Source organism: Jannaschia seosinensis (assembly GCF_001408515.1).
GTDB classification, from domain to species: domain Bacteria; phylum Pseudomonadota; class Alphaproteobacteria; order Rhodobacterales; family Rhodobacteraceae; genus Jannaschia; species Jannaschia seosinensis.
In genome coordinates, this window is sequence record NZ_CYPR01000109.1 from 18,746 (window position 1) to 45,540 (window position 26,795).

The window sequence follows — 26,795 nt, forward strand, 5'->3', positions numbered from 1 at the left end:
CTGCAAAATTTTCACTTTGCCTACAAGGCGATCTTGGTCGGACCACGTATCGCTGGCTGGGAAAGTGCACTTTGCTGTTGGAGATCCGACCCCTCGGCTCTTCCGCAAATTCTGCGATTCATAAGTCCAGTCCGAGCCATGAAGGGCCGCTCGCGTCTCCGCTTGGCTCCTTGGGCCGGCACCAGAACAATCTCCATCAGCTCCAGTGACGATGTCGCCGCCCCGAACGCTTGAAGCAATTACTGCAGTGAAAGCCTGTTCCATGCAAAAGGTCGCACTTGGTTCCGTGACTGCACACGGTACAAGATCAAATCATACGGTAGAAAGGAGAGCAGCTTTTGACGGAAGGAAGCCGCCAGCCACCGATAGAGGATTACGCGCTAATCGGTGACTGCCATGGTGCCGCGCTCGTCTCCGGCAAAGGGTGCATCGACTGGTGCACGCCGCTCCGCTTCGACGGGGAGCCGGTTTTCTTTCAACTGCTCGACGCGAAAGGCGGCGGGTCGTGGAGCATTGAGCCGGAGGGGGTAACGCGCATCACGCGCGGCTATATCGAGCGGACGAACATCCTGCGCACCTGCTTCGAGACAGCGACCGGCACGCTGGAACTCGTCGACTTCATGCCGGTCGGCCGAACCCGCACCGCTTCGGTCCACGATTACGTGACACTCAACGCGCCGGGCTGGGTCGTTCGTCGAATGCGTTGCCTGTCGGGTCGGGTCGACCTGACCAGCCGTTTCCGGCCGCGCGGTGCGGGGTGGGCAACAGAGCCGGTGAAGATGGAGCTCCAGGATGGGCAGGTCGTATGCGAGGGCGGATTGACGCTCTGGTGTAACGGCGAGGCGCGGCAGGAAGAGGACGGGGCGGCGATACGGATCGCCCTCAACGGGGGCGACGTCGAAACCTGTGTCTTGACGAGCTTGGCACCGCTTTTCGACCCGCGAGAGCAGGCCGACCGCCTCTACGACGTCACCCACGCATTCTGGAGCGAATGGACGGAATATTCGCGCTATCACGGCCCTTACGCGGATGCGGTCCAGCGCAGCGCGCTGGCGCTGAAGCTTCTGACCTATGCGCCGACCGGAGCGATCGTGGCGGCGCCGACGACGTCGCTGCCCGAGCAGATCGGCGGAGGACGGAACTGGGATTACCGGTTCTGCTGGATCCGCGACGCGACCTTCGCGCTCTTCTCGCTGTCGGTGCTGGGCTACAGCGCCGAGGCGGACCGCTTTTCCGACTTCCTGTCGCGATTGTGCCTGCGCGAGGGGTCGACCCTCCGGATCATGTACGGCATCGATGGCGAACCTTTCCTGAGCGAGCGCACCCTCGACCATCTGTCCGGCTACCACGACAGCCGTCCGGTGCGGACCGGAAACGAGGCCGCCGAACAGCGGCAGCTCGACGTGTTCGGTGAACTTCTGGACTGGGCCGAACTGCGCGCTGTCTTGAACTCCCGCCTCACTGCCGACGAAGAAGCGCTCCTGAGCGGCGTCGCGGATCACGTGTGCAAGACGTGGCAAGTGCCGGATCACGGCATCTGGGAAATGCGATGCGAGCCGCGGCATTTCACGCAGGGCAAAGCGATGGCTTGGGTGACGCTCGACCGCGCAATAAAGCTCTTTGGCGACAAGCCGCTCTGGCGCGAGACGCGCGATGAGATTCTGCAGGAGATTCTCGAAAAGGGCTGTGCCGGCGATCCGCCGCATTTGACGCAGCATTACGGGGCGGAAACAACCGATGCCGCTCTCCTGCAGGTTCCCCTGCTGGGCCTCCCAATCGACCCCGCAATCCTTGCGCGCACAATCGAGGAAGTGGAGCGCGAACTTCGTTCGGGCGATCTCGTGCATCGGTACCGCGGCACCGATGGTCTCGAAGGCGACGAGGGTGCATTCTTCATCACCAGCTTCTGGCTCGTCGAGGCCTTGCTGACGGTCGGACGCGCGAACGAGGCGCGAGAGCTGTTCGAGCACCTTCTCACGCGCGCCAACGATGTCGGGCTCTATGCGGAGGAGGTGGACGCGAGTACCGGCGCCTTCCTCGGCAACTTCCCGCAGGCCTTCACCCATCTGGCACTGATCTCCAGCGCATCGTTGCTGCAACTCTACGACCGCGAAGGCGCCAAGGCGCTCAGGGGCTCCAACGCCGACCGTGCAAAGCGCATCGCCGGCGCCACGCGCGGCAAGAGGGCCCTGCTCTTCTCCCTCATCCGCAACCGGAGCATCCGGCTCCGGTCGTCAAGAAAGTCGGTTCTGTCGCTCACCTGAGGGCACTATTGGGCCACCTGGTCTGAGTTCAACACACGTCCCGCCGAAGCCAGAGGAATCAGCAAGTTTTGGTGACGGCGACGTTCCGCGATTCGGTCGTTTGGCCATCGTCAGCTTACCTGCCGATCGCCTCCAGAGCAGCAACCGTCAGTGGCCGGCCTTTCCAATTAAGGCCACACTACCGCACAGCTTTCCGCCAGATCTCACAGCTTCTTCGCGGTCAGAGGCCGTCTAGGCCGACAGCCGAAGCTCCGCCTGCCTGAGGACGGAAAAGACCGGCGGCTGGCTTCGCTCAAGCCAACTCGCTCCCGACGACATCGGCAACCCGGATCATGCGAATGTCAGGGAAATCCGGCGGTTGGAGCGGCCCTTGTTCTCGATCTTGCCCACCCGCACCGGACCGATTTCGGCGGTGGAGCGGACATGCGTTCCGCCGCACGGCTGAAGGTCCACCGGCACATCGCGATCCCCGATCCGCACCAGCCGGATGCGACCCGCGCCGCGCGGTGGCTGCACGGCGAGTGTCTTGACCAGTTCAGGATTCGCGTCGAGCTCGGCCTCGGTGATCCACTGCGATCCGACGGGATCGTCCGCGTCGATCAACTGGCCGAGGCGTGCCTGGATGAACTCGCGGTCCTGGATTACCTCGGGCATGTCGAAATCGAGCCGGCTCTTCTCTGCCCCGATCTGCCCGCCCGTCACCGGCAAAGGTACGACCACCGACAGGAGGTGCAGCGCGGTATGCATCCGCATGTGACGGTGCCGCCGCTCCCAATCGAGCCGCATCTCGACCTCCGCGCCAACGGGCGGCAGGGGCCCCGCTTCGGTCGGCAGCAGGACGATCTCGTCCCCGTTCCCCTTCACCGTATTCGCCACGTCGCAGGCGCCGCCGTCCCAAACGAGCCGCCCACTATCGCCCGGTTGACCGCCGCCCGTCGGATAAAACACTGACCGGTCGGTCACGATGCCGCCCTCCTCCGTCACGCGGACGACCCGCGCGGTCGCGGTCTTGAGATAGGCATCTTCGCGAAAGAGAGGTTGGGTCATGGATCAGGCTCCTTCGCCCCTAGGTTGCAAGACCTCTGGATTGCGCAGCCAGAGATCGCGTTGCGCGAAAGGTATCTCGATCCCTTCGGCAGCAAAACGTTCGGCGACGGCATGGTTGAGTTCGGAGTGCACGATCACCTTGAACAGGATGTCACGGATCACGACGCGGACCGTGAAATCGAGGCTCGACGCGCCGAACCCGTCAAACGTCACCAGAGGCGGCGGGGACAGAATGGCCATGGGATGCGCCTCGGCCACCTCCTGAAGGATCGTCTCCACCCGCCGCGTGTCGGTGCCATAGGCCACCCCGACCGTCACGAGGACACGCCCCGCCGAGTTGTCGAGCGTGTAGTTCGTCACGACACCGGAAATCAGGTCCGCGTTCGGCACGATTACATCCTGGCGGTCGAAAGTTTCGACGCGGGTCGAGCGGACCGAGATCTCGCGCACAAAGCCCTCGGTTCCGTTCACGTTGATCCAGTCACCCAGCTTGATCGGCCGCCCGATCAGCAGAATGATCCCCGAGACAAAATTCTGCACGATCGTTTGAAGGCCGAAGCCGATACCCAGAGAAAGAGCACCTGCGACGACCGCCAACCCGGTCAGGTCGATCCCCGCCGCGGTGATCGCGATCAATGCGGCGAGCGTGATGCCGACATAGCTCGTCCCCGACAGAATGGCGTTGGTGCCGCCCGTGTCGAGCTTTGTCTTCGGCAGGACGCTGGCGCGCAACACGCCGCGGATGAGCCGGACGAAGAAGAATCCGATCAGAAAGACGATCGCGAAGGTCAGGAAATTCGCGGGCGAAATCCGCGTTCCGCCAAGGTCGAACCCGCGCAGGAACGTCTGCCACCATTCCAGCAGCGTAATCGGCCGCAGACCCCAGATCAGCCCGAAGAGAGGCACCGAAGCCAGCGCGAGCGCAAACCCAACAAGCGTCGGAACGAGCGCATCGTGGCCCGTATCCGTCCGCCGCGTCACGGCGACGTAGAAATCGAAGACAAAGCCTTGGAGGATGCCGATCAGCGCGATGAGCGCAAGGCTGACCGCCGTCGGCCAAAGCAGCGCCGCGCCGAGATTGCCATAGCCGAGCGCGGCCGCAAGGGGCGCGAGGACGCCGACCACAATCAGCGCCCGACCGACCAGACGGGTGATCTGCGCCCAGAATGTGTGAACCTCCTCAGCCTCTTCGATCGTGATGCGCCCTTCGCTCAGGAACAGGCGCCCGAGTTGGAACATCACGATCCCGGCCAGCGTCAGCAGGACGAAGCGCGGCACGAAGATCGTTTCGGCCATGGCGACCGACGTCTCCGCCATGCCCCGCCATGCAATACCGAGCGCGATCAGGCCGCCCAACAGCAGGACCAACCGCCGCGCCCTGCCACGCCGTGCCGGTGAAATCGGCAGGAAAGCGTTCGCGCCCTCCCGCTTGGGCAAGGCCTGAAGTGCCAGCCACCGGGCGACGAGCACGGTGAATCCAAGGACCGGCAAAAGACCGATCGCCACCGTCGCCTCGGGACCGGAAATGCCGATCAGGATCGCGGCCCGCGAAATCGCGACGAGGCCAGCCACGGGTAACAGCATCTGCGCGAGCGAAATCGCCAGCAGCGCGACGCGGGCGACGGCGTTCTCGACCTCGCGCCGTGCGACGCGCGCACGCAGATGTCCGAGCCACACGTTCGAACGCCAGAGAAGAACGATCGCGATCAGCGCCAGCAGGCCCAGTTCCAGCCCGCGGGCCTGCCACACGGCACGCGCTTCGGGCGTGGCGAAGGGCGCGGCGACCTGCATGCCCAGATCCCGAAGCCAGCTGCCGAACGCCGCCACGGCCGGCGGCCACGCACGAGGATCGAGCGGCGTGACCGATTTGGAGAAGAGCCGCGCCGCGCGCTCCGCCTCGACCCGTTCGTCGAGTTCCGCGATCAATGCATTGGCTTCGGCGAACACCGTCTCCGCCTCGCGGACGGGGGCGAGCAGTTCCTCAAGCTGCGCGTTGAGCGCTTCCCGCTGGTCGGCAATCGCCTGCGGCTCCGATTCACCTTCGGCCGGAGGCGGCTCGAGCGCGTCGATCTGCGCCCTGAGCGCGGCCACGCGCGGACCGGTCTTGGCCATCTCCGCCTCGAAGGTCGCGCGCCAAGTCACCAATTGCTCGCGCAGCGCATCAAGCGCCTCAATCGTGGCGTCCTCGGCCGCGATGGCAGTTTCCGCGCTTTCGACGATCTCACCCCAGCCGAGTGCGCTGCGCGGCTCCTGCGCCGCGACAGGCAGCACCAGCAACAGCGTCAGCAGCAGGCCCGCAAGGGCACGCATCAAGCGAGGCGTCATTCGAAGACCGAAGGCACCTCGCGCCCGGGACCGTCCAGCCAATGCGGCACGGGCAGGCCCTTTGCACGCAGGAACTCCGGGTTCCACAGCTTGGACTGATATCGGGAGCCGTAATCGCACAGGATTGTCACGATCGTGTGGCCCGGCCCCATATCGCGCGCCATCTTTACCGCGCCGCCGACATTGACGCCCGTCGAGCCGCCCATGCAGAGCCCTTCGTGCTCCAGCAGGTCGAACACGATCGGCAGCGCTTCCTCATCCGGAACCTGGCAGACGAAATCGGGGGTGAAGCCTTCCAAGTTGCCGGTGATGCGCCCCTGCCCGATCCCCTCGGAAATGCTGTCGCCCTCGGACTTCATCTCGCCGTGCTCGTAGAAGTTATAAAGCGCCGCACCCATCGGATCGGCCAGCCCGACCTTGACGCCGCGCGGCTGCAGAACCTCCGCGACGCCCGCGACGGTGCCGCCGGTTCCCGCGGCACAGATGAAACCGTCCACGCGACCGCCGGTCTGCTCCCAGATCTCGGGCCCGGTCGTCTCCACATGCGCCTGGCGGTTTGCGGTGTTGTCGAACTGGTTCGCCCAGATCGCGCCGTTGGGCTCGGTTCTGGCCAGTTCCTCGGCCAGCCGACCGGAATAGCGGACATAATTGTTGGGATCGCGGTAGGGCTTCGCCGGCACCTCCACAAGCGTTGCGCCCGCCAGCCGCAGCATGTCTTTCTTTTCCTGGCTCTGCGTCTCAGGGATCACGATGACGGTCTTAAACCCCATCGACGCTCCTGCAAGCGCCAGCCCGATGCCGGTGTTGCCGGCCGTCCCCTCGACGATCGTGCCGCCGGGCCGGAGCGCGCCGCGCGCCACGGCGTCGCGGATGATCCACAGCGCGGCACGGTCCTTTACGGACTGACCGGGGTTGAGGAACTCCGCCTTGCCGAGGATTTCGCAACCGGTCTCCTCGGAGACGCGATTGAGCCGGATCAGGGGAGTGTTGCCGATGGTGTCGGCGAAGGATTTGTTGATCGTCACGGGATGCGCCTCCGGGTCTGCCTCCCCGGTCTAAGGTGCGTCTCCGTCCGCTTCAACCGGAGAGCGACGCCTTGTGAAGCGCCAGCCACTGCGCCGACAGGATCAGCGGCGCATTCGCCGCCTCGCCGGACGCGATCATCGCCACGAGGTCGTCGAGCGGCACGAGATGCGAGCGGATATCCTCGCTCTCCCCCTCCACGCCATACAAGCCGGGGATATCGTCAGGCAGGTCGCAGAGCGCGACATAGGAATGGATGATCTGCGCCAATCCACCGGGGCTCGGGTAATAACGCGCGACAAGACGGAGCGCGTCGAGATCGGCGGTCACGCCTGCCTCCTCCTCCAACTCCCGGAGCGCCGTCGTCTCGGGCCCCTCGCCCGCGTCGATCAGCCCGGCAATCGGTTCGATCATCCAAGGCTGCGTGTCGCCCTTGGCCAGCGCGCCCGCGCGGATTTGCTCCACCACCAGCACATGATTTCGGGCGGGATCGTAAGGCAGAACCGTCGCGGCGTTCGTCACATGACTGATGGCACGTTGAATGGTCCCCGAGCGGGTGCCGTCAAACCGGGGGTGATCGATCCGCCACTCCTCGACCCGGTGGAACCCTTCATAGGGATAGGCCACGTCCTCGACTTTCACAGACGCCCTGTCGGGGCCGCCACCAACTGTGATCGGGCGCCGCATGGCGCGGGTGGCGACGATGCCATCGGCGCGGGCATTGATGACCGATCGCATGGCGGCGACGTCCTCCGGCGTGCGACGTCCATGGGCACGCATCATCTCGGCCGCCGCCTCCAGGGTTCGGGGGCCGTGCTCGTGGATCCAATCATCAAGAGACCATTCCGCGCCCGCACCCGCGTCTGTGGTTCGATAAACCGAGGCCTCTACCAGACCGTCCTCCGTCGCGACCTGCACGCGCTCCGGTCCATATGCGAAAACGCGCTCATAGAAGTCGAGACGGTCCTGCGCCTGCGGGTCAAGCGGTTCGGTTACCATGACGCCAGCGCCGTCACCGGGCACCAGAACCGGCCAATTCCCCTGCGCCGACCGCTCCACCGCCCAGCCGTCGAGCCGCGCGGGAACAACGTCCACCGGCCGGCCCGCCACGACCTGCCGCAGCGCATCCCACATCAAGGTTCCGAAAAGAACGTAACGGCTCACGCGGCCTCCGGAGTCAGTGCCAGACGCGCCCGACGACCCCGCTGATCAGGCCAACCGCCACCGCACCAAGGAGAAGCGGGGCGAGGATCACCTGATTCATCACGATCTGCACGTCGTCCCACAGGAAACCCAGCCAAGCGTTCATGGCAATGCCCACTTGGGTGTATTTTCCCGACAGGGAGACGGTAATCATCTCGACGAAGCTGTGCAGCACGACCCCGAGGCAAAGAAGTACGATCGCGGCGCCGATCCCCGCCGTCAGAACCTCGGTTATCTTGCCGCCGCGCCCCCGCGGACCAGTTGCAGGACGGCCGATCACCTTCCAGCCCACGACCAGCGCGCCCAGTGCGGCGATTTCGCGGAAGAACCCGACGCGGCTGCCATCCGGCAGGACCTCGCGGAAGAACCCGACGCGGCTGCCATCCGGCAGGACCTCGCGGACGATGATCTCGCAGACATACCACGCGAGCGCGGCCATCAGCACCGCGGCAACCAGCTTGGCCGGCGTCGGCATCAGGATACCTTTCTGACGGTGGTCCAGATGACGTCACTTATGCCGCATTCGAACACCCCCGCACAGCCGGTCAGATCAAGGTTCCACATGCGGGGAAACCGCTCCTCGAAGCCCTGCTCGACGATCTCGTTCCAACGGCTGTTGAACCGTGCGATCCGGCGGCGTGGCGTGGTCGAGTAGCTATGCCCGGGGCTGAAGGATCTGCGATCTTCCAGCCCCGTGCGACGCTGCTGTCCGGTCAGCTTCATCGGCGCGGCCGGCATGTCGCTTGAAAAGATGTGCTGCTGAATAAAATCCAACTGCTTCGAACAGATAGCTCCAGCACCAGTCGGTGATCGTGGCGATCCGGAGCGACGCGTAGCGGCCGGGACGTCGGTGGTCGCGCAGCGTATCTGAATAGGCGCGCCCGTATCGCTGACCGACCGCCTCGAACATCTCGATTGAAGTGATGTGGTCATAGCCGCCGATCCCGTTAAAATAATCCTGCATCTTCAAGTCCACCTGCTCCGCAAGCGTCGCGCATTCGATGCAATCGCGGACGAAGTCGAATTGGCTTCGGCTTTAGGTCAGACCGATGACCCGAAGCCCCGCTTGGCGGCCGCGCATCTTGCGGATCCGTCCGAGCCGCAGCCGGTTTCGAAAACATATTTCCCCCTCGATCAGCTCCATCCGGTCGACGATCGACGCGTAATTGGCGGTCAGCGCCGCTTCGACACTGTTTTGCCCAGTCTCGAAAAGCTTAGCGGAACAAGTCGACATTTCATCGAGCCAGATACGACAGAAACTGTTGCCGAAGTCATAATGCGTCGCGAGGTTGCGCCGGGTATGCCTTTGGGTGTTCCGCACCATGTAGAAGCTTAACTTCTCCCATACGCGCAGAAGGCCCAAGCCGGCGACCTGCTGGATGAAAACATACCCCACCTTAGGCGAGATAACCCATCGAGCCCTGATCCCCCTCGCGAACGAATGCGCGATCGCATCTGGTTTGCCGACGATCAACTCGGCCGGGGGCCTGATTGCGGCCCCTTCGTGGCGGAAACACCGCCCCTCGGGGAGGACAATGTCGAGGCGGCCGGACCGCACCCGAGACGCACGGGCAAGTCCGGCGACCTGATCAGCCGTCGCCCCGCTGCCTGTAGGCGTCGAGCGCCGCTTCCCGACCCTCCTTCAACCCCACGATCGGCGTATCCGGCCGGTCCGCTCCCTTCGTCATGTGCCAGCCTTCGGGAACCGCCTCGTAGAACTCTTCGCTTTCGAGCCACCGGTCGCGGTAGCGCCCCTTCGGGTCAAACTTCCGGGCCTGCGTCTCGGGATTGAAGATGCGGAAGAAGGGCGATGCATCCGGCCCGGATCCGGCCGCCCATTGCCATCCCATCGCGTTGTTTGCCGGATCCCAGTCGATCAGCACGTCGCCGAACCAGTCGCAGCCGACGCGCCAATGCGTCATCAGGTGCTTGGTCAGGTAAGACGCCACCAGCATCCGCGCCCGGTTGTGCATTCGCCCGGTGACGTAGATTTCCCGCATCGCGGCATCGACCACGTCAAGCCCCGTGCAGCCCCGTCGCCACGCCTCGGCCTTTTCGTTGTCGCCTTGCCACGGAAACGCATCCCACTCCTTCCGCCAGTTAGAGGTCGTCAGACGCGGCGTGTGCCAAGCCAGATGATGGGCGAAGTCGCGCCACACGATCTCCCGCAGGAACGTTTCGGCGCCGGACCGCCCTTCCTGCATCGCCCGCTGTCCGGCGGCCCAGCATGCTCGGGCGGAGATCTCGCCATAGGTCAGGTTCTCGCTCAGACCACTTGTGCCGTCTTCGGCCAGCATGTCCCGCGCCCGGGCGTAGTCTTCGAGTTTTTCCTCGATGAACGTCGCCAACCGCGCCTGCGCCGTCTCCTCGCCGACATGAGCGTAGCGGGCGACGACATCGATGCCGCGCCGCATGTCATGCCCAAGCTTCCATTCCGCCAGCGTCTCCGTTTCCGGCCAATCGCTCGGCGCAGGCAATTCCGACGGAGCAGAAATCGGCGGCCCCGGATCGCGGTCCCGGACCGCTTTCCAGAACGGCGTGTAGACCTTGTAGTAGCTGCCAGCACCGGTCTGCACCTTCCACGGCTCGAAGAGGACATGGCTCTGGAACGTTTTCACGGTGACGCCGTCATCCGTCAGCCCAGCCTCCACGCCTTCGTCACGCGCCCGCTCGTTCGCAACGTAGAGGCGGTTCCAGACGACAGTGTCCGCACCCGTCTCCGCGATCAGCGCACGCAGGGTGGCCAGCGCCTCGCCCCGACGCAGGATCAGGCGCGAGCCGAGACTCTCCAGTGCGTCGGCATGGGCCGCGAGGCCGAGGCCCACGCGCCAGCGCGGCGCGGCGCCCCAATCCTCCGTCACCTCGTCATGGAGAAAGACGGGAATGACCGGGCGCCCCTGCTCGGCCGCCCAATCCAGCGCAGGATTGTCCGACAGCCTCAGGTCGCGCCGCAGCCAGTAGAGGATGGGTTTGGTCTGGTCGTTCATGTGGTGAACCTACTTTGCCTCGAATCGTGCGCAAGACTGCCCCCACGCAAAACGGGGGCCCGGAGGCCCCCGCAAGACACGCGATGCGTGTGGTGTCATTCGGCCGGAACGCCTTCCTTGATCACCTGCCGCTCGGCGCCCAGTCCGCGCCAGATCGCCACGCACATGACCAGAAGCACGACCGTGAAGGGCAGACCCGTGGAGATGACCATGGATTGCAACGACGCCAGCCCCCCTGCGGAAAGCAGAAGCACGATCGCCACGGCCCCCTCGAAGAGGCACCAGAACACGCGCTGCGGAACCGGCGCGTTGATCTTGCCGCCGGCGGTGATCGTGTCGATCACGAGCGACCCGGAATCGGACGACGTGACGAAGAACACGATCACGAGGATGATGCCGATCAGCGACGTGATCGTCGTCAGCGGCAGCGCCTCGAGCATGCGGAAGAGCTGCAACTCAAGCGCCGCATCCTGCGCCCCGGTATAACCGTCGACCAGCACCTGCTGAATCGCCGTGCCGCCAAAGACCGCCATCCAGAGCACGCAGACCAGCGACGGGATCAGAAGCACGCAGGTCAGGAATTCGCGCACCGTACGACCCCGGCTGACGCGGGCGATGAACATGCCGACGAAGGGGGACCAGCTGATCCACCAGGCCCAGTAGAACGAGGTCCAGCCTTGGCTGAAGTTTACGTCCTCCCGGCCGAACGGGTTCGACAATGCCGGAAGGTAGGTCAGATAGGCGAGGAGGCTGTCCGCGAAGCCGGTCAGGATCGCCAGCGTCGGGCCGACGAACAGCACGAACAGCAACAGCAGCGTCGCAAGGCCCATGTTGATCTCCGACAGGACCTTCACGCCCCCCTCGAGGCCGCGCACGACCGAGATCAGCGCGACGCCCGTGATGGCGGTGATGAGCAGCACCAGCAGCGTTCCGGAGTTCTCGACCCCGCTCTCCTCGACGTTGCTGAAGGGCAAACCGATGAACGTGCGCGTCCCTTCGGCGGCATCGCCGGTGCCGAACAGGTAAGTCAGACCCGAGGCCGCCTGCGTCGCGCCGAAACCAAGCGAGGTGGCGAGACCGAAGAGCGTGGCGAAGACCGCGAGAATGTCGATGACATGCCCCGTCCAGCCCCAGACCCGCTCACCGAAGATCGGGTAGAAGGCCGAACGCAGCGTCAGCGGCAGACCCTTGTTATAGCTGAACAGCGCCAGCGCCAGCGCGACGACCGCGTAGATCGCCCAGGGGTGAAGGCCCCAGTGGAAGATCGTCGCCGCCATGCCCAGACGAACCGCCGCGACCTCGTCGCCCGAGGCCGCGCCCAGTGGCGCCCAGTCGGACCGTGCGGTGGCGACGGCGAAATCGGCGCGCGCGTCGCCCAGACCAAATCCGTCCAGAGCCGCCTCAACGGCCTCCGGTGACGGAGCGACCACGCCAAGCGGCTCAGCGAATTGGGTCGGATCGCCAGCGCCGATGTAACTGACCCCGTAGGAGACGTCCCCCATCGCGGTGGAGAAGTGGGTCAACGGCTCCGACACGCCGTAGAACATCAGACCGATGCCCATGCCCGCCGCAAAGAGCATCGCAAACCAGCCGACGTAGTTGTAATCCGGCCGCGCATCGGCTCCGCCGAGACGCACAGAACCCATCGGCGTGACGATCAGCAGCAGGCAGAACAGCACGAAGATGTTCGCCGACAGCAGAAAGAACCAGTCGAAGCTTTGCGTGACCGAGGCAAACAGCCACGAGAACAAGCGCCCCGACTGCTCGGGGAGGGCCAGCGTGTAAAATGTGAAAGCGATGATCACCAGGCCCGAAGTTGGAAAGACCGGGTTGTGAATATCGAAACCGAACGGCCCCAGCTTGCCATCCTTGTTGTCCTGACCGACGCCGTAATCGGTGTCGATCAGGTCGTGTTCCCCTTCCGGGGCGGGAATACCGTGACTGCTCGTGTCGTCAGTCGAAGACATTACTGCTTTCCTTAATTTCTATTCCTGAGATTTGGGCATGCCAGTGGACGTCGCCACTGAGGATGAGCCGATTGTGACACAATCAAGGTCCAAAAGCGACACGTCCTGCCGGTTTTCGTTGTCGCGCGGAAAAAACCCGAGGTTCACGCGTTCATATCGACCACCACGCGTCCTCTGACCTGCCCTTGGAGGATGTCCTCGCCCAGCTTCGGCAGGTCCGACAGAGTGGCGGGCACGATTATCTCCTCCAGCTTGTCACGCGGCAGCAGATCCGCAAGGCGGGCCCAGGCGCGGACACGGTTTTCATAGGGTTGCAGCACGCTGTCGATGCCCAGAAGGTTCACGCCCCGCAGCAGGAACGGGATCACCGTGGCAGGAAGATGCGATCCGCCAGCCAGCCCGACGGCCGCGACGCTCGCCCCGTATTCCATCTGCCCCAGAAGACGCGCCAGCATCGCCCCCCCCACGGCGTCGACACAGCCGCCCCACGTCTCGCTCTCAAGCGGACGCTTCACCGTCTCGGCCAGATCGGCGCGGGGCACGATTCGGGTGGCGCCGAGCCCCGTCAGGTAATCGGATTGTTCCGGCCGCCCCGTCACGGCGGCAACTTCATGGCCCATCGCCGACAGCAGCGCGACGGCAACCGATCCCACGCCCCCCGCGGCCCCGGTCACGAGCTTCGGGCCGGGTTTCAGCCCGTGATCCTCCAACGCCTGCACGGCAAGCATCGCCGTCAGACCGGCCGTGCCCACTGCCATCGCCTCGCGCGTCGTCAGGCCCTCGGGCAGCGGGACAAGCCAATCGGCACGCACGCGCGCCTTTTGCGAATAGCCCCCCCAATGCGCCTCGCCCACGCGCCAGCCGGTCAGGACCACCTTGTCACCCGGGGCATAGCGGTCGTCGTCGCTGGCCTCGACGGTGCCGGCAAAATCGATGCCGGGCACGTGGGGGTAATTCCGCACAAGCCCCCCGCCCGGCCCAATGCAGAGCCCGTCCTTGTAGTTCACCGTCGAATACTCGACGGCCACCGTCACCTCCGCCTCCGGCAAATCGGCCAGCGTCAAATCCCGGACCGCGGCCGACGTGCCGTCCTCGGTTTTCTCCACCACCAGCGCTTGAAATGTGTCACTCATCTCCGGAACCTTTCCCTTTGATCCGCTCCGATCGTCCCGTCCCGCATCGTGCAGGTCTGGACGTTGCCGAAGCTCCGCCTGACTTTCACCATGCCGGGTGCCCGTCCGGAATGAAACTCCTCCGAACGCAGAGCGCGTCGCGGATCCTCTGTGCCTGGCGGGCTCGGAAAAGTTTTTTCGTCCGGGTGCTCATCTTTCCGGCGTTGAGAAGCTCGGATCGAAACATCCGGCCATGCAGCGATTAAGACGACTAACTCTACGCGCCGCGCGCTAGACATTCTCTGCCGCAGAGCCCAGTTTTCCGCACAATCAACGGTCCATAACGGGAGAGATCAATGACACGTCGCACCACCCTCCTCGCCTCCGCTGCATGCGTTGCGGCCCTGCCGGCCATGGCACAGGAACTCACCGTCTTCGACTATTCCGGTTTCGAGGATCCGGCGTTCCACTCGCGCTACATCGAGGCGCAGGGAACGGCACCGGACTTCGCGTTCTTCGGAGACGAGGAAGAAGCGTTTCAAAAGCTGTCATCCGGCTACAGGGCGCCGGGCGTCACGCATATCTGCGCGGGATCGGCCACCAAGTTCGTCGAGTCGGGCCTCGTGGAGCCGTGGGACACATCGCGCATCGAAGCCTTCGACAGCCTCAACAGCGATCTGACCGGCACCGACGTGATGAGCGAGGGGGAGACCTACTTCCTGCCGACGGATTACGGCTCGACCGCCATCGCCTACAACGCCGAAGAGGTGCCGGCGGAGGACGTGTCCTCGCTCGACGTGTTCCTCAACCCGAAATATCAAGGCCGCGTATCGATCCCGGACAATGTCGACGACGCCTTCGCGCTGGCCTACCTCGCCACCGGCGTCACGGACTGGTCCGAGGTCACCGACGCGCAGTTCGAGGCCGCGGCCGACTGGCTGCGGCAGGCGCATCAGAACATGCGGACCTACTGGGTCGATCCCGGGGAACTATCGCAGCTTCTGCAGTCGGGCGAAGTGCTCGTCTCCTGGGCCTGGAACGAGACCCTGCCCACGATGGTCGAGGAGGAGTTCCCGGTCGGTTATCAGCGCGAGGCCGAGGAAGGATCCTCGCTCTGGGTCTGCGGCTACGTGAACATGGCGGAAAGCGACAGCGACGAGGATCTCGCCTACGAATACGTCAACGCCCTCCTCGATGCATCCTCCACGCAGGCGCTGATGGAAGCGGGCTTCGGCCAGGCTAACCAAGCAGCGTTCTCGGAGCAGATCAGCGAGGAGCAGCAGGTGGCCGGCGGGCTGGGTCCGGTCGATGCACCTGTTCTCGCACAGCTTCCGATCGCAGGACAGCTGCGTGAGCGTCAGGCCCAGGTCTTCGAGCGGATCAAGGCGGGCTTCTGAACCGGGCCGGCGCATGAAGATCGGGGTCGCCTTTCCGGGCGGCCCCTACGGAAATTTCGAGCCGCAAAAATCGTCCCCCGCCCCTTGATCGGCGCCGAAGCCCCGCCTATCTTCATCGTGTCCCTTCGGAGACTATGGCGATAAACGCACCCGTAATAAGCGGATCGGACCCGGGGGCGGTACCCGGCGGCTCCACCAACCACCCTCGTTGGGGGAACATGGGGCCGAAACAGGATCGACGGACGTCTAAAGGGGCTAGCTTTCGCTCGGTGAGATACCACCGTTATCGGTTCAAATTGTACAGTTGCCAACGACAACCGTGCTCCGGTCGCGCTGGCTGCGTAAGCAGTCCGCAAGATCGAAACTTTAAGCCCTTGCGCCTAGCAGCGTAAGGCGGGGTTCGCAGGCACCTGGCAACAGAAGCCTGCACTTCCCCTCCCAAATCGCGAAGAATGCTCTACCTCCCGGACATGTTCCGACGGAGGTTTTCATGACTCGTGCCCTAGCAGACCGCATCTGCTCCGAGTTGCCCGGCGCAAAGACCGGCGACCGTCGCGCGCCCGGACGCCGCGACTGGACTATCGGAGGGGCCGTCTTCGCGTCTCTCGGCGACGACGCCATGGCGCTGCGTGCGACGGACGATTCGTCCAGACATACAGGGCAGACGCCCGGCGCGGACTTGCCCGGCGGCGGCGCCGGATGGGAGGAAACGACCTATGGCGCGACGGAGCGGGAGTTGCGCGACCGTATCGCCCTCTCCTACGACCACGCACGCCGCGCATTGCCCGGAGACGCCGACGATCGCCTGCCCGTCTGGACGCTCCCGGGCTAACGCCCCCTTGCCGCCCCGTCCCGGCTCTGTTTACTTTCGGTAGGTGATACCGACGGGGGCGAGCGTGGCCATGACCGGAAAATCTGACCGCATCGACTACGGTGTGCTGATGCACGACGCGATGCGCGGGCTGATCGCCAAGGTGCTCGACCGCGTCTCGCGCGAAGGGCTGCCGGGCGATCATCACTTCCTGATCTCGTTCGACACCAACCATCCCGGCGTGGACATCGCCGACTGGCTGCAGGAACGGTATCCCGAGGACATGACGATCGTGCTCCAGCACTGGTTCGACAACCTCGAGGTTCGCGACGACGACTTCACCGTAACGCTGAATTTCGGCGACCACCCGGAGCCGCTGGTCATCCCGTGGGGCGCCATGAAGACCTTCGTGGATCCCTCGGTCGAGTTCGGCTTCCGCTTCGAGCATCGGGACGATGACGACCCCGACGATCCCGGCGGGATGGAGGAGGAGGCGCCGTTCTCCGAAGTCGAGACGGAGGATGCGCCGCGCAAGGAGGCCGAGGTCGTCTCTCTCGACCGCTTCCGCAAAAGTTGAGTTCGCGCGGTCCATAGCAGGAACGATGGACGCCTCCCGCCCGCTTCGCTAGACCCCGCGGCAACAGCGAAAGGGAGCGTATGACATGACCGAAACCCGGACCGAGACCGACAGCTTCGGCCCCCTCGAGGTGCCCGCCGACAAATATTGGGGCGCGCAGACGCAGCGCTCGATCCGAAACTTTCCCATCGGTTGGGAAAGGCAGCCGGTCGCCATCGTACGCGCCCTCGGCGTGATCAAGAAAGCCGCCGCGGCGGTCAATGTCGACTTCGGCGATCTGGACGGCGAACGTGGCGCCGCAATTCGGCAGGCCGCGCAGGAGGTGGTGGCCGGCAAGTTCGACGACAATTTTCCGCTTGTCGTCTGGCAGACCGGTTCGGGCACGCAGTCGAACATGAACGCCAACGAGGTCATCGCCAACCGCGCGATCGAGATCATGGGCGGCACCATCGGCACCAAGGAGCCGGTTCACCCGAACGATCACTGCAATATGGGGCAGTCCTCCAACGATACCTTCCCGACCGCGATGCACGTGGCCATCGGGATGATGGCACGCGACACGCTGCTGCCCGGCCTGCGCAAGCTGCACGAGGCGCTGGCCGCCAAATCCGAGGAATTCGCTGACATCATCAAGATCGGCCGCACCCATACGCAGGACGCCACCCCCCTGACGCTGGGCCAGGAATTCGGCGGCTATGCCCATCAGGTCGCCAAGGGGATCGAGCGGGTCGAAGCCTGCCTGCCCGACATCTACGAGCTGGCGCAGGGCGGCACGGCCGTCGGCACCGGCCTCAACACGCGCGCAGGCTTTGCCGAGAAGGTTGCCGCCGAAATCGCGCAGATCACCGGGCTGCCCTTTGTCACCGCGCCGAACAAGTTCGAGGCGCTGGCGGCCCATGACGCGATGGTCATGTTCTCGGGCGCGCTGAAGACCGTCGCCGCCTCGCTGTTCAAGATCGCCAACGACATGCGGCTTCTGGGCTCCGGCCCGCGGTCCGGTCTGGGAGAGTTGATCCTGCCGGAGAACGAGCCGGGCTCCTCGATCATGCCGGGCAAGGTGAACCCGACGCAAGCCGAGGCCCTTACAATGGTCTGCGCGCAGGTCATGGGCAACGACGCCGCGGTCGGCTTCGCCGGCAGCCAAGGGCATTTCGAGCTGAACGTCTACAATCCGATGATGAGCTACAACGTCCTGCAGAGCATGCAGCTTCTGGGCGACGCGGCGTCGAGCTTCACCGACAACATGGTCGTCGGCACGCAGGCCAATGTCGAACGCATCGACCGGCTGATGAAGGAGAGCCTGATGCTTGTCACGGCGCTCGCCCCCACCATCGGGTACGACAACGCGACCAAAGTAGCCAAGACCGCGCACAAGAACGGCACGACGCTGCGCGAAGAGGCGATCGGGCTCGGGCTTGTTGATGCCGAAACCTTCGACCGCGTCGTGCGCCCGGAGGACATGATCGGCCCAAAATAGGCGCTGCCGATCTTTTTCACCATCACGCGTCGGAACATCGCTGAGAAAAGACCGAAGCCGGACCTTCCGGCTTCGGCATCCAGCCTAGCCCTGCGAAACCCCTATTGCACCCTGCCGCACCATCTGGAACTCGTCGCGCCGCTCGGCTAACGTTGCGGCATGAGCGGCAAGATCATCTCCCTCTCCGGCGCACGCAAAGCCAAAGCGCGGGCCGAGGCACGCCAGCGCGCCGACGCGAATGCCGTCAAGCATGGCCGCACGAAGGCCGAAAAATTTCGCGACAAGGCGCAGTCCGAGAAGCGCGCGCGCGACCTCGACGGCCACCTACCAGATCGCGACAGATGAACGACGCGCGGCCGCGCAAACGTTCGCTCACCCTGCACGGGCATCGCACTTCCGTATCGCTCGAGGACGCGTTCTGGATCGCGTTCGTCGATCTTGCACGTCGACGGCAGATGTCGGTGAACGCGCTCGCCGCGCAGATCGACCGCGAACGCGGTATCAGCGCAGGCCTTGCTTCGGCCATTCGCGTGGCCGTCCTGCGCGATCTACAGGCCGCGGCCAAAGTCTGAGCGCACTCACTCCTGACGCTTCATCTCCTGCGGAACGCGCTGCGGCGCCTCCGGACCCTTGCTCTGTCCGCCGGGATTGCCGGTCATCGACCAGCCATCGCGCATCTCCATCTCCCCGCGCAGACGCGGCAGGGCCTCCGGGTGCGCCTCTTGCATCCAAGCCATCACCTTCTCGCGCACCTCGCAGCGCAGATCCCAATTCGTTGGCGAATTGCGAGAAGACATCAGCGCCCGCAGATGCATGACGTCCTTGTCCACGTCGACGACCTGCAAAACCTTCACCTGCCCGTCCCAGTGCGGGCTCTCGGAGATGATCCGCTCCACGACCTCGCGCATTTCGGCGACCGGCATCGTGTAGTCGACGTACCAGAACACCGATCCCATGATCGACGCCGATTCGCGGGTCCAGTTCTGGAACGGCTGCTCGATGAAGTAGCTCAGCGGCACGATCAGGCGGCGCCAGTCCCAGATGCGCACGACGACATAGGTGGCGTAGATCTCCTCGATCCAGCCCCATTCGCCCTCGACGATGACGACGTCGTCGATCCGGATCGGTTGCGTCAGGGCGATCTGCACGCCCGCGATCAGGTTGGCGAGAACCGGCCGCGCGGCAAAACCCAGCACCAGACCCGCCGCGCCCGCCGAGGCAAAAAGCGAGACGCCGTATTCGCGGACACCTTCGAAAGTCATCAGCACAGCCCCGATCGTCAGGATGACGGTGACGATCTTCGTCGCGCGTTTCAGGATCCGAATCTGGGTAAGATACTTTCGCGCCGTCAGGTTGTCTGCCACGTCCAACCGATGCTTGCGGACCGAGCGGGCGGTCAGGATATCGACCGCGATTAACACGCTCCACCCGATCAGGACGACCACGCCTGCCAGCACCGCATGCTGCAGCGCCTCGCGCCCCCAGACCGACAGCGCCAGCCCCGGCGAGACCGCTCCGATCGCGAGAAGTACCGCACCCAGACGCAGCGGCCGCCGCGCACGCCGCAGAAACTGCGCCAGCGGCGAGTCGCCGTCCGTGAAATGCCGGAACACGATGCGGTAAACGATGTTCAGCGCGATCAGAGCCAGCGCGATGGCAACCGCCAACGCCAGCAGCGGCTCGACGAAAAGCGGCAAGTCCGTGCGAAGCGCGGCAAGCCGCGCGGAGAGGTCAGTCAGTCGTTCCATGGTGGCGCAATCTAGGAAGAGTTTTGGTAATTGCGAAGGGAGCTGGCCGGAAGACCGCCGTCAGGCCGCAAAGCGCAGCACTGCCAGCACATCTTCGGGATCCACCGCGTCGGTGACAAACGCGTCGCCGATCCCGCGCGCGAGAACGAAGCGCAGCCGCCCGGCCACAACCTTCTTGTCCTGCCCCATGAGGGCGAGAAGAGCCTCCGCGTCGGGCAGGTCGCCGGGAATGTCGCGCAGGTCGCGCATCAGGTCCATCCGCGCCAGATGCGCGCGCACGCGGCTCGGCTCCTCCTGCGGGCAAAGACCCATCCGCGCCGAAAGCTCGAAAGCCAGCGCGCAGCCGATCGCGACCCCCTCGCCATGAAGCAGTCGGTCGGAATAACCCGTCGCCGCCTCCAGCGCATGACAGAACGTATGCCCCAGATTGAGAAGCGCCCGGTCTCCCTGCTCGGTCTCGTCGCGCGCGACGATCTCGGCCTTCATCGCGACGGAATGGCGCACGGCCTCGGCGCGCAGGTCCGGGTCGCCGGCAAGCCGCGGCCCGTTCTTCTCAAGCCAAGCGAAGAAATCGGCATCCCCGAGCAGCCCGTATTTCATCACCTCGCCATATCCCGCCCGAAAATCGCGATCGGGCAACGTGTCGAGCACATCCACATCGGCCAGAACGAGGCTCGGCTGGTGGAAGGCTCCGACGAGGTTCTTGCCATGGCGCGTGTTGATCCCCGTCTTGCCGCCGACGGAGCTGTCCACCTGCGCCAGAAGCGTTGTCGGGATCTGCACGAATCGGACGCCGCGGCGCAGGATCGCCGCGGCAAAACCCACCAGATCGCCTATGACGCCGCCGCCGAACGCGACCACGACATCGCCGCGCTCGCATTTCGCATCGAGAAGCCATTCGACGGTGCGGGCAAGCTGGTTCCAACTTTTCGTCGCCTCACCGGGCGGCAGGGTCAGAACCTCCGCCGCAATATCGCCCAGCCCCGTGCGCAGGGCAGAAAGATGAGCCGCGGCAACCCGTTCTTCGGTTACCACGAAAACGCGCGGCCGACGCAGAAGCGGCGTAATCGCCGCGCCCACCCGCGCCATGAGACCGCGGCCGACATGCACATCGTAGGCGCGCGCACCCAGCGGAACATGAACTACCTCACTCATTCCAGGTGCCCCGCCTCGTGCAGGGCCCCGGCAACACGCCCGGCCATATCCGCGATCGAGAAGGCCGAGTCGCACCTCACCCTGAGATCGGCCTCGGCATAGGCAGGCGTGCGCGCGGCAAGCAGATCCATCAATGTTCCTTTCGGATTTTCGGTGAGCAGGAGCGGCCGCGTCGTCTTGTGCTTCACCCGGTTCCATAGAAGCTCCGCGTCGGCCTCAAGCCAAACGGAGACGCCCCGGCGCGCAATCTCCTCACGGTTCTCGGGGCGCAGAAACGCCCCGCCGCCGGTCGAAAGGACCCCCGGTCCCTCCCCCAATAGACGGCGAAGCACTTCGGTCTCGCGGGCGCGAAAAAACGCTTCGCCGTCGCGCGCGAAAATTTCGGCGACGGACATGCGTGCGGCGTCCACCATGGCCTCGTCGGTGTCGCGGAACGGGACGCCCAGACGTTCGGCAAGGGCCGTACCGACCGCCGTCTTCCCCGACCCCATCATGCCGACAAGCACGACGGGCCGTATCAGGCGCGGCCGGGTTTCCGGTGTCTTGCCGCTGACGTTTCGCAACGCATGACCCCTTCGTGTGACCTGCCGCATGGACAAGTATATCTCTGGCCTCCAAGATGGATGCAACGATAACGGGCAGACAGGCAATGTTCCGGTTCTTGAAATACCTTTTGATTCTCACCGTGATCGCGGTTCTCGGCCTTTGGGCTTACTCTTACCTCATGGAGCCGGAGACGGTACCGCGCAGCACGACGATCGAGATTGATGCGGGTTAGTCCGCTCATCGGCGCCCTGATCCTCGCCGCAATGCCCGCCGTCGCCGAGGAGGAACCGGCTTCGGTGATCCCGTGGCTGTCGGAGTCGCTTCGCGCGCCGAAGACCGCGACCGAACCCGCCGCGAAGCCGTTGACCGCACCGGAGGTGACGACGATGCCGCTCAGCGGCATGCGCCGCGACGCGGTAGGCCTTCTGTCGCCCTCGCTCACGGGGCTGCCGCGTGACCTGTTTGCGGCTACGGATCCGGACCGCGTGGCACGGCTGATCGCGGATTTGCCGCCGGACGCGCTGCCGGCGATGCAGGACCTTGTCCTGATGCTCCTTCTGGCGGAACTGGACCCTCCGCGCGCGACGGCCGACCCGGATGCGCTGTTCTTCGCGCGGGTCGATGGGCTTTTGCGGCTCGGTGCGCTGGACCAGGCGCAGGCCCTTCTGGAACGCGCGGGTGCCACAGATCCGGAGGCATTCCGCCGCTGGTGGGATGCATCGCTCCTGACGGGCTACGACACGCGGGCTTGCGATGCGATGACGGCGAATCCTGGCGTGGCGCCGACCTTGCCCGCGCGTATTTTCTGCCTCACGCGCACCGGCGACTGGGCGGCGGCGGCACTCACCCTCGATACCGGCCGAGCGCTCGGCGCGATCTCGGAGGAAGAGGACCGGCTGGTGGCGCATTTCCTCGACCCCGAAATGTTCGAGGGCGAATCGCCACCGCCGCCGCCGCAGCCGATGACGCCGCTGGCCTTCCGCCTGCTCGACGGGATCGGCGAGGCCCCGCCCACCCGCGATCTTCCGTTGGCCTTCGCGGCCGCTGATCTGCGCCACACGACCGGCTGGAAGGCGCGGATCGAGGCGGCGGAGCGGCTGACGCGGGCGCAGGCGCTCGACCCGAATCGTCTGCTCGCGCTCTACACCGAGGCGCGGCCGTCGGCTTCGGGCGGCGTCTGGGACCGCGCGGCGGCGATCCAGGCGCTCGACACCGCGCTCATGTCCGGAGATGCCGAACGGATCGCCGCATCCCTGCCCCAGGCGATGACCGAAATGGGCGATGCCGGGCTTCTGGTGCCCTTCGCCGCCCTCTATGGCGAACGCGTCGCGCTGGCTGGCCTCAACGGGCCGCCGCGCGCGCTCGCCCTGCGGTTGGGACTGCTGTCGCCGGCGTATGAACGGGTCGCGGCCAGTGTCGCGCCGGAAACGCCGCGCGAAGCCTTCGCCGTCGCCATCGCGCAAGGCGACTTCGCCTCAACCCCGCCGCAGGGCCCGCTGCCGGAAGCGATCTCCGACGGCCTGACCGGCCCGGCCCCCGCCGATCTGACCGGACTCGCCGCCGAGGGCCGGCTGGGCGAGGCACTGCTGGAAATCGCCACCACACTGAGCGATCCCGATGCGACCGACCCGCAGGACGTGGCCGCGGCGTTGGCCTTCCTGCGCGAGGCCGGGCTGGACGACGCCGCGAGGCGAACAGCGTTGCAGCTTTTGCTGCTGTGAAGTGGGTCGAGCTTTTCCTTGAGGCGCAGGCGGCGGAACGTGGCGCGGCGCTCAATTCGTTGATGGCCTATCGCCGGGATCTCGAGGACTACACCGCCCACCTTGAGGCGCGGGGCCTCTCTCCCGCGACCGCGCAACGCAGCGACATCGAGCGTTACCTCGTCGCGTGCGAGGCCGAGGGTCTCGCGGCCTCGACACGCGCGCGGCGGCTTTCGGCGATCCGGGGGCTGCACCGCTTCGCCTATGACGAAGCGTTGCGCTCTGACGATCCCGCCATCCGCATCACCGGTCCTGCCAAGCCGAAGACTTTGCCAAAGACGCTTTCGGAGGCGGAGGTCGACGCGCTCCTCAACGCCGCCGAGGAATTGGGCGTCACTGAGGCGGAACGTCTGCGCGACACCTGCCTGATGCAGCTTCTCTACGCGACCGGAATGCGGGTGAGCGAACTCGTTACCCTCCCCGTCGCCGCCGCGCGCGGCGATCCGCGGATGCTGCTCGTGCGCGGCAAGGGCGGGAAGGAACGGATGGTGCCCCTCTCGCCCGCAGCCCGCGCGGCCACGTCGGCTTGGCTCTCTCACCGCGACACCGCGGAGGATACGGCCGGGCGCGAAAAGGGCACCGCACCCTCCGCCTTCCTGTTCCCCGCGCGCGGCAAGGCGGGCCACGTCTCCCGCGTCTGGTTCCACACCCGCATCAAGGCGCTCGCCGCTCGGGCCGGAATCGCCCCCGGGCGCGTCAGCCCCCACATCCTCCGCCACGCCTTCGCCACGCATCTCCTGTCGGGCGGGGCCGACCTGCGCGCGATCCAGGCGATGCTGGGCCATGCCGACATCGCGACGACCGAAATCTACACCCATGTGCTGGAGACGCGGCTGAGGGAACTGGTTCTGACGAAGCATCCTTTGGCAGAGAGGTAAGGGCGCTTCGTAACCGCGTCGCCGCAGGTTCCGGCCGCACCGCGTCAAGCATTGACTGACGACTTGATGCCGACGTCGCGATTTTCGGGGCAGGCAACCTGCCGACAATCAGAAAGGGCGGCCCACCGGACCGCCCCCTCGTAAATTCCATGTCCCGTAGCGGGCGCGCTCAGGCTTTCTTGCGCCGGCGCATCGCGGCCAGACCGCCGAGACCGCCGAGCAGGAGAAATCCCGCAGCCGGCAGCGGAACCGGGGCCACGTCGAATCCGTCAACGCCGCTGAGACCCGAGCCTTTGCCGGTTGCGTTCCAAGTGAACGTGTTGTCGGCAAAGTCGCTCTTGATCAGAACGTAACGCGGATCGAACCCGCCCCAGGCGAGGTAGTAGCCGGCCGAACCGCTCCACCCGCCGTTGTCACCGCCGGAAAACGAGTCGAGCGAATCCACGTTGCTGATATTATCGGAGCTTTCCGACTGCGACGTGTAGCTGGTGCCCAGCACGTTGTTCACGAACGTCAGACGGTTCGCCTTGCTGTTGCTGTTGCCGATATTCCCGTAGCTTCGGCTGAGCCAGTCACCGCTTGTCGCGCTGAACCCGTCGGGGCTGAGACCGAGGTCCCAGTATGCACAGGTCTTCGTGCAAGTGATGTCAACGCTTTTCGTGCCAGTCTGCACCGTCGCAGCCGACGCGCCGGCCGCCATGGTCACAGCCGCGACCGCAGCGACGGCCAATGTCTTCAAGGTATTCATTTGAGGGTCCCCTCAAAAAAGAAAATCAAAGCGCTCTCTCATGCGCACCGGAAAGAGGTATTAAAGAAAGGTTAAGATGTCAAGGAAACGTGAACGCCACATCACCGCATCACCCACAGATTGATCGCCCGCGCGCCCGCGGAATCTTCGCGCCGAAACCCCACAAAATAAAGGGAATCCCACGTCGAGCGGGCGGTCCCTCCGCAAAACCCGGCGCCGTCGCACCGCAATTGTGACACCCTGACGATTTTGCAATTCCGCATCGCCACAAATAAACGCGCGACGCGCACCGCTTGCAGGACAGCACCCGGAGACGACAGCCAATCGCGGGCAACGGGTCGGACCCGCCTCCGCCGCCGCAACTTGCACTCCGGCCGCGAGCACCTCCCGGTAACCGCCCCTGCCGCAAACCTCGCCTTGCCCAGCCGAAATCCGCGCCCCATAACCGCCCCATGGATAGCATCGACACCATCAACTGGGGCGCGACCCTCGGAACGGCGGGGGCCATCGTGTTCCTGCTGGTCCTGTCGGCCTTCTTTTCCGGCTCCGAGACGGCGCTGACGGCAGCTTCGCGCGCCAAGTTGCGCAGTCAGGCGGACAAGGGATCGGCGGCGGCCCGCCGCGCGCTCGACGTGACCGAGGATAGCGAGAGGCTGATCGGCTCGGTCCTGCTGGGCAACAACATCGTCAACATCCTCTCGGCGTCGCTGGCCACCGCGCTGTTCACCGCACTGTTCGGCGAGGGCGGCGTGGCGATCGCGACGCTCGTGATGACGGCGCTGGTGCTGGTCTTCGCCGAGGTCATGCCCAAGACCTATGCCATCACCAACCCCGAACGCGCCTCGTCGCTCGTGGCGCCCATTATCGCGATCGTAATTCCCATCTTCAGCCCCGTCGTCTCCTTCGTGCGCGCGCTGGTTCGCGCGGTGCTGGGTGCGTTCGGCGTGACGACCGACCCCGACCGCAACATCATGTCCGCCCATGAAGAGATCATGGGCGCCATCACGCTCGGCCATACCGAGGGAGGGGTGGAGAAGGAGGATCGCGACCGGCTGCTCGGTGCGCTCGACCTGTCGGAGCGGTTCGCGGAGGAGATCATGCTCCACCGCTCGAACATCGAGATGGTCGACGTCAACAGCCCGCCCGACGAGATCCTCGACCAGGTGCTGGCCAGCCGCCATACCCGTCTGCCCGTCTACCGCGATGAGCCCGAGAACATCATCGGCGTGCTCCACACCAAGGACCTGCTGCGCGCCATTGACCGGCTTCTGCGCGGCGAGGGCGGCGGGCTTGCGGCGCTGACTGCCTTCGACGTCACCGAAGTGATGATGGAGCCATACTTCATCCCCGAGACGACCACGCTCGACGACCAGATGCGCCAGTTCCTCGCGCGGCACACGCATTTCGCGCTGGTGGTGGATGAGTACGGCGTGCTTCAGGGGCTGATCACGCTGGAGGACATTCTCGAGGAGATCGTCGGCGAGATCACCGACGAGTACGACACGCCCGAGGAGGAGATGCTGGAGCCGGATGCCGACGGCACCTACGTCATCGACGGCGCCATGACGATCCGCGACCTGAACCGGCGGACGGACTGGACGCTTCCCGACGATGAGGCGAACACGGTGGCGGGTCTGGTGATCCACGAGGCGCAGACGATCCCGATCGTGGGACAGGTCTTCAGCTTCCACGGTTTCCGTTTCGAGGTCGCCGCGCGCGAGGCGAACCGCATCACCCAGCTGCGGATCCGTCCGCTGGGCTGAGACCGCC

24 protein-coding genes and 1 other RNA gene are annotated in these 26,795 nt (G+C 65.2%); 11 read left to right on the top strand and 14 right to left on the bottom strand.

Features of this window, described 5'->3' with window-relative positions:
• Positions 1-338 precede the first annotated feature (338 nt).
• Entirely contained in the window at positions 339-2,264 is a 1,926-nt protein-coding gene (locus JSE7799_RS08935) for a glycoside hydrolase family 15 protein (RefSeq protein WP_055663306.1), read from the top strand.
• Between the two features lie 330 nt (positions 2,265-2,594).
• On the opposite strand, the gene JSE7799_RS08940 is transcribed toward JSE7799_RS08935, so the two are convergent.
• The 10 genes from JSE7799_RS08940 to acuI all read right to left on the bottom strand — a co-directional run bounded on the left by JSE7799_RS08940 (position 2,595) and on the right by acuI (position 13,949).
• A complete protein-coding gene (locus tag JSE7799_RS08940) occupies positions 2,595-3,311 on the bottom strand; it encodes an alanyl-tRNA editing protein (RefSeq protein WP_055663307.1) in 717 nt (238 codons plus the stop codon).
• 3 nt (positions 3,312-3,314) lie between these two features.
• Positions 3,315-5,636, bottom strand: coding sequence for a mechanosensitive ion channel family protein (locus JSE7799_RS08945; protein WP_083480406.1), 2,322 nt, complete (start codon positions 5,634-5,636; stop codon positions 3,315-3,317).
• Positions 5,633-6,661: a cysteine synthase A gene (locus tag JSE7799_RS08950; protein WP_055663309.1), complete on the bottom strand. Its 1,029-nt coding sequence runs from the start codon at positions 6,659-6,661 to the stop codon at positions 5,633-5,635. The genes JSE7799_RS08945 and JSE7799_RS08950 overlap by 4 nt, the downstream gene beginning before the upstream one ends.
• Before the next feature lie 52 nt (positions 6,662-6,713).
• The gene (locus JSE7799_RS08955; protein WP_055663310.1) at positions 6,714-7,823 is read right to left on the bottom strand and encodes an NUDIX domain-containing protein; all 1,110 of its coding nucleotides are present in this window, start codon (positions 7,821-7,823) and stop codon (positions 6,714-6,716) included.
• Between the two features lie 13 nt (positions 7,824-7,836).
• Positions 7,837-8,337, bottom strand: coding sequence for a TrgA family protein (locus JSE7799_RS08960; protein WP_055663311.1), 501 nt, complete (start codon positions 8,335-8,337; stop codon positions 7,837-7,839).
• The gene (locus tag JSE7799_RS22020) at positions 8,337-8,795 is read right to left on the bottom strand and encodes a class I SAM-dependent methyltransferase (protein WP_083480407.1); all 459 of its coding nucleotides are present in this window, start codon (positions 8,793-8,795) and stop codon (positions 8,337-8,339) included. The genes JSE7799_RS08960 and JSE7799_RS22020 overlap by 1 nt, the downstream gene beginning before the upstream one ends.
• 103 nt (positions 8,796-8,898) lie before the next feature.
• Positions 8,899-9,336 carry a class I SAM-dependent methyltransferase gene (locus JSE7799_RS22120; RefSeq protein WP_144431628.1) on the bottom strand — a complete coding sequence of 146 codons (438 nt, stop codon included), beginning with the start codon at positions 9,334-9,336 and terminating at the stop codon, positions 8,899-8,901.
• Between the two features lie 115 nt (positions 9,337-9,451).
• Positions 9,452-10,849 (bottom strand): cryptochrome/photolyase family protein, encoded by a 1,398-nt coding sequence (locus JSE7799_RS08975; RefSeq protein WP_055663314.1) that lies wholly within the window; start codon positions 10,847-10,849, stop codon positions 9,452-9,454.
• A 95-nt stretch (positions 10,850-10,944) separates the two neighbouring features.
• Positions 10,945-12,816, bottom strand: coding sequence for a BCCT family transporter (locus JSE7799_RS08980; RefSeq protein ID WP_055663315.1), 1,872 nt, complete (start codon positions 12,814-12,816; stop codon positions 10,945-10,947).
• A 143-nt stretch (positions 12,817-12,959) separates the two neighbouring features.
• Positions 12,960-13,949, bottom strand: coding sequence for an acryloyl-CoA reductase (gene acuI / locus JSE7799_RS08985; protein ID WP_055663316.1), 990 nt, complete (start codon positions 13,947-13,949; stop codon positions 12,960-12,962).
• A 335-nt stretch (positions 13,950-14,284) separates the two neighbouring features.
• Between acuI and JSE7799_RS08990 the strand changes: the two genes are divergently transcribed.
• The 7 genes from JSE7799_RS08990 to JSE7799_RS09015 all read left to right on the top strand — a co-directional run bounded on the left by JSE7799_RS08990 (position 14,285) and on the right by JSE7799_RS09015 (position 18,762).
• Positions 14,285-15,325 (top strand): ABC transporter substrate-binding protein, encoded by a 1,041-nt coding sequence (locus JSE7799_RS08990; RefSeq protein WP_055663317.1) that lies wholly within the window; start codon positions 14,285-14,287, stop codon positions 15,323-15,325.
• 80 nt (positions 15,326-15,405) lie between these two features.
• Positions 15,406-15,756, top strand: a transfer-messenger RNA (tmRNA) gene (gene ssrA / locus JSE7799_RS19695).
• A gap of 59 nt (positions 15,757-15,815) precedes the next feature.
• On the top strand, positions 15,816-16,157 hold the full coding sequence (locus tag JSE7799_RS08995; RefSeq protein WP_055663318.1) for an MmcQ/YjbR family DNA-binding protein: 342 nt from the start codon (positions 15,816-15,818) through the stop codon (positions 16,155-16,157).
• 70 nt (positions 16,158-16,227) lie between these two features.
• Positions 16,228-16,713 carry an SspB family protein gene (locus JSE7799_RS09000; protein ID WP_055663319.1) on the top strand — a complete coding sequence of 162 codons (486 nt, stop codon included), beginning with the start codon at positions 16,228-16,230 and terminating at the stop codon, positions 16,711-16,713.
• A gap of 85 nt (positions 16,714-16,798) precedes the next feature.
• Positions 16,799-18,190, top strand: coding sequence for a class II fumarate hydratase (gene fumC / locus JSE7799_RS09005; RefSeq protein WP_055663320.1), 1,392 nt, complete (start codon positions 16,799-16,801; stop codon positions 18,188-18,190).
• A 159-nt stretch (positions 18,191-18,349) separates the two neighbouring features.
• Positions 18,350-18,535 (top strand): DUF4169 family protein, encoded by a 186-nt coding sequence (locus tag JSE7799_RS09010; RefSeq protein ID WP_055663321.1) that lies wholly within the window; start codon positions 18,350-18,352, stop codon positions 18,533-18,535.
• Positions 18,532-18,762, top strand: coding sequence for a ribbon-helix-helix domain-containing protein (locus JSE7799_RS09015; RefSeq protein WP_055663322.1), 231 nt, complete (start codon positions 18,532-18,534; stop codon positions 18,760-18,762). The genes JSE7799_RS09010 and JSE7799_RS09015 overlap by 4 nt, the downstream gene beginning before the upstream one ends.
• A gap of 6 nt (positions 18,763-18,768) precedes the next feature.
• On the opposite strand, the gene JSE7799_RS09020 is transcribed toward JSE7799_RS09015, so the two are convergent.
• Genes JSE7799_RS09020 through JSE7799_RS09030 form a run of 3 tightly spaced genes read right to left on the bottom strand, consistent with a single transcriptional unit; the run spans position 18,769 to position 21,686 of the window.
• Positions 18,769-19,938: a mechanosensitive ion channel family protein gene (locus JSE7799_RS09020; RefSeq protein WP_055663323.1), complete on the bottom strand. Its 1,170-nt coding sequence runs from the start codon at positions 19,936-19,938 to the stop codon at positions 18,769-18,771.
• 60 nt (positions 19,939-19,998) lie between these two features.
• A complete protein-coding gene (gene aroB / locus JSE7799_RS09025; RefSeq protein ID WP_055663324.1) occupies positions 19,999-21,093 on the bottom strand; it encodes a 3-dehydroquinate synthase in 1,095 nt (364 codons plus the stop codon).
• Positions 21,090-21,686, bottom strand: coding sequence for a shikimate kinase (locus JSE7799_RS09030; RefSeq protein WP_055663325.1), 597 nt, complete (start codon positions 21,684-21,686; stop codon positions 21,090-21,092). The genes aroB and JSE7799_RS09030 overlap by 4 nt, the downstream gene beginning before the upstream one ends.
• Before the next feature lie 174 nt (positions 21,687-21,860).
• Between JSE7799_RS09030 and JSE7799_RS09035 the strand changes: the two genes are divergently transcribed.
• Together JSE7799_RS09035 and JSE7799_RS09040 are read left to right on the top strand one after the other, a co-directional pair.
• Positions 21,861-23,360: a hypothetical protein gene (locus tag JSE7799_RS09035; protein ID WP_144431629.1), complete on the top strand. Its 1,500-nt coding sequence runs from the start codon at positions 21,861-21,863 to the stop codon at positions 23,358-23,360.
• On the top strand, positions 23,357-24,277 hold the full coding sequence (locus tag JSE7799_RS09040) for a site-specific tyrosine recombinase XerD (protein WP_055663326.1): 921 nt from the start codon (positions 23,357-23,359) through the stop codon (positions 24,275-24,277). The genes JSE7799_RS09035 and JSE7799_RS09040 overlap by 4 nt, the downstream gene beginning before the upstream one ends.
• A gap of 169 nt (positions 24,278-24,446) precedes the next feature.
• Here JSE7799_RS09040 and JSE7799_RS21675 read toward each other — a convergent pair whose 3' ends face one another.
• Positions 24,447-25,025, bottom strand: coding sequence for a VPLPA-CTERM sorting domain-containing protein (locus JSE7799_RS21675; protein ID WP_055663327.1), 579 nt, complete (start codon positions 25,023-25,025; stop codon positions 24,447-24,449).
• A 452-nt stretch (positions 25,026-25,477) separates the two neighbouring features.
• Here JSE7799_RS21675 and JSE7799_RS09050 point away from each other — a divergent pair, with 452 nt between their 5' ends.
• Entirely contained in the window at positions 25,478-26,788 is a 1,311-nt protein-coding gene (locus tag JSE7799_RS09050; RefSeq protein WP_055663328.1) for an HlyC/CorC family transporter, read from the top strand.
• Positions 26,789-26,795 lie beyond the last annotated feature (7 nt).

Bases quoted from the DNA above. Each gene is read 5' to 3' on its own strand.
- acuI (WP_055663316.1), bottom strand. From the start codon at position 13,949: ATGAGTGACACATTTCAAGCGCTGGTGGTGGAGAAAACCGAGGACGGC.
- aroB (WP_055663324.1), bottom strand. From the start codon at position 21,093: ATGAGTGAGGTAGTTCATGTTCCGCTGGGTGCGCGCGCCTACGATGTG.
- JSE7799_RS09035 (WP_144431629.1), top strand. From the start codon at position 21,861: ATGCGGGTTAGTCCGCTCATCGGCGCCCTGATCCTCGCCGCAATGCCC.
- fumC (WP_055663320.1), top strand. From the start codon at position 16,799: ATGACCGAAACCCGGACCGAGACCGACAGCTTCGGCCCCCTCGAGGTG.
- JSE7799_RS09050 (WP_055663328.1), top strand. From the start codon at position 25,478: ATGGATAGCATCGACACCATCAACTGGGGCGCGACCCTCGGAACGGCG.
- JSE7799_RS09030 (WP_055663325.1), bottom strand. From the start codon at position 21,686: ATGCGGCAGGTCACACGAAGGGGTCATGCGTTGCGAAACGTCAGCGGC.
- JSE7799_RS22020 (WP_083480407.1), bottom strand. From the start codon at position 8,795: ATGACCACATCACTTCAATCGAGATGTTCGAGGCGGTCGGTCAGCGAT.
- JSE7799_RS08975 (WP_055663314.1), bottom strand. From the start codon at position 10,849: ATGAACGACCAGACCAAACCCATCCTCTACTGGCTGCGGCGCGACCTG.
- JSE7799_RS08995 (WP_055663318.1), top strand. From the start codon at position 15,816: ATGACTCGTGCCCTAGCAGACCGCATCTGCTCCGAGTTGCCCGGCGCA.
- JSE7799_RS08960 (WP_055663311.1), bottom strand. From the start codon at position 8,337: ATGCCGACGCCGGCCAAGCTGGTTGCCGCGGTGCTGATGGCCGCGCTC.
- JSE7799_RS08990 (WP_055663317.1), top strand. From the start codon at position 14,285: ATGACACGTCGCACCACCCTCCTCGCCTCCGCTGCATGCGTTGCGGCC.
- JSE7799_RS09020 (WP_055663323.1), bottom strand. From the start codon at position 19,938: ATGGAACGACTGACTGACCTCTCCGCGCGGCTTGCCGCGCTTCGCACG.
- JSE7799_RS21675 (WP_055663327.1), bottom strand. From the start codon at position 25,025: ATGAATACCTTGAAGACATTGGCCGTCGCTGCGGTCGCGGCTGTGACC.
- JSE7799_RS09000 (WP_055663319.1), top strand. From the start codon at position 16,228: ATGACCGGAAAATCTGACCGCATCGACTACGGTGTGCTGATGCACGAC.
- JSE7799_RS09010 (WP_055663321.1), top strand. From the start codon at position 18,350: ATGAGCGGCAAGATCATCTCCCTCTCCGGCGCACGCAAAGCCAAAGCG.
- JSE7799_RS08980 (WP_055663315.1), bottom strand. From the start codon at position 12,816: ATGTCTTCGACTGACGACACGAGCAGTCACGGTATTCCCGCCCCGGAA.
- JSE7799_RS08940 (WP_055663307.1), bottom strand. From the start codon at position 3,311: ATGACCCAACCTCTCTTTCGCGAAGATGCCTATCTCAAGACCGCGACC.
- JSE7799_RS08945 (WP_083480406.1), bottom strand. From the start codon at position 5,636: ATGACGCCTCGCTTGATGCGTGCCCTTGCGGGCCTGCTGCTGACGCTG.
- JSE7799_RS09015 (WP_055663322.1), top strand. From the start codon at position 18,532: ATGAACGACGCGCGGCCGCGCAAACGTTCGCTCACCCTGCACGGGCAT.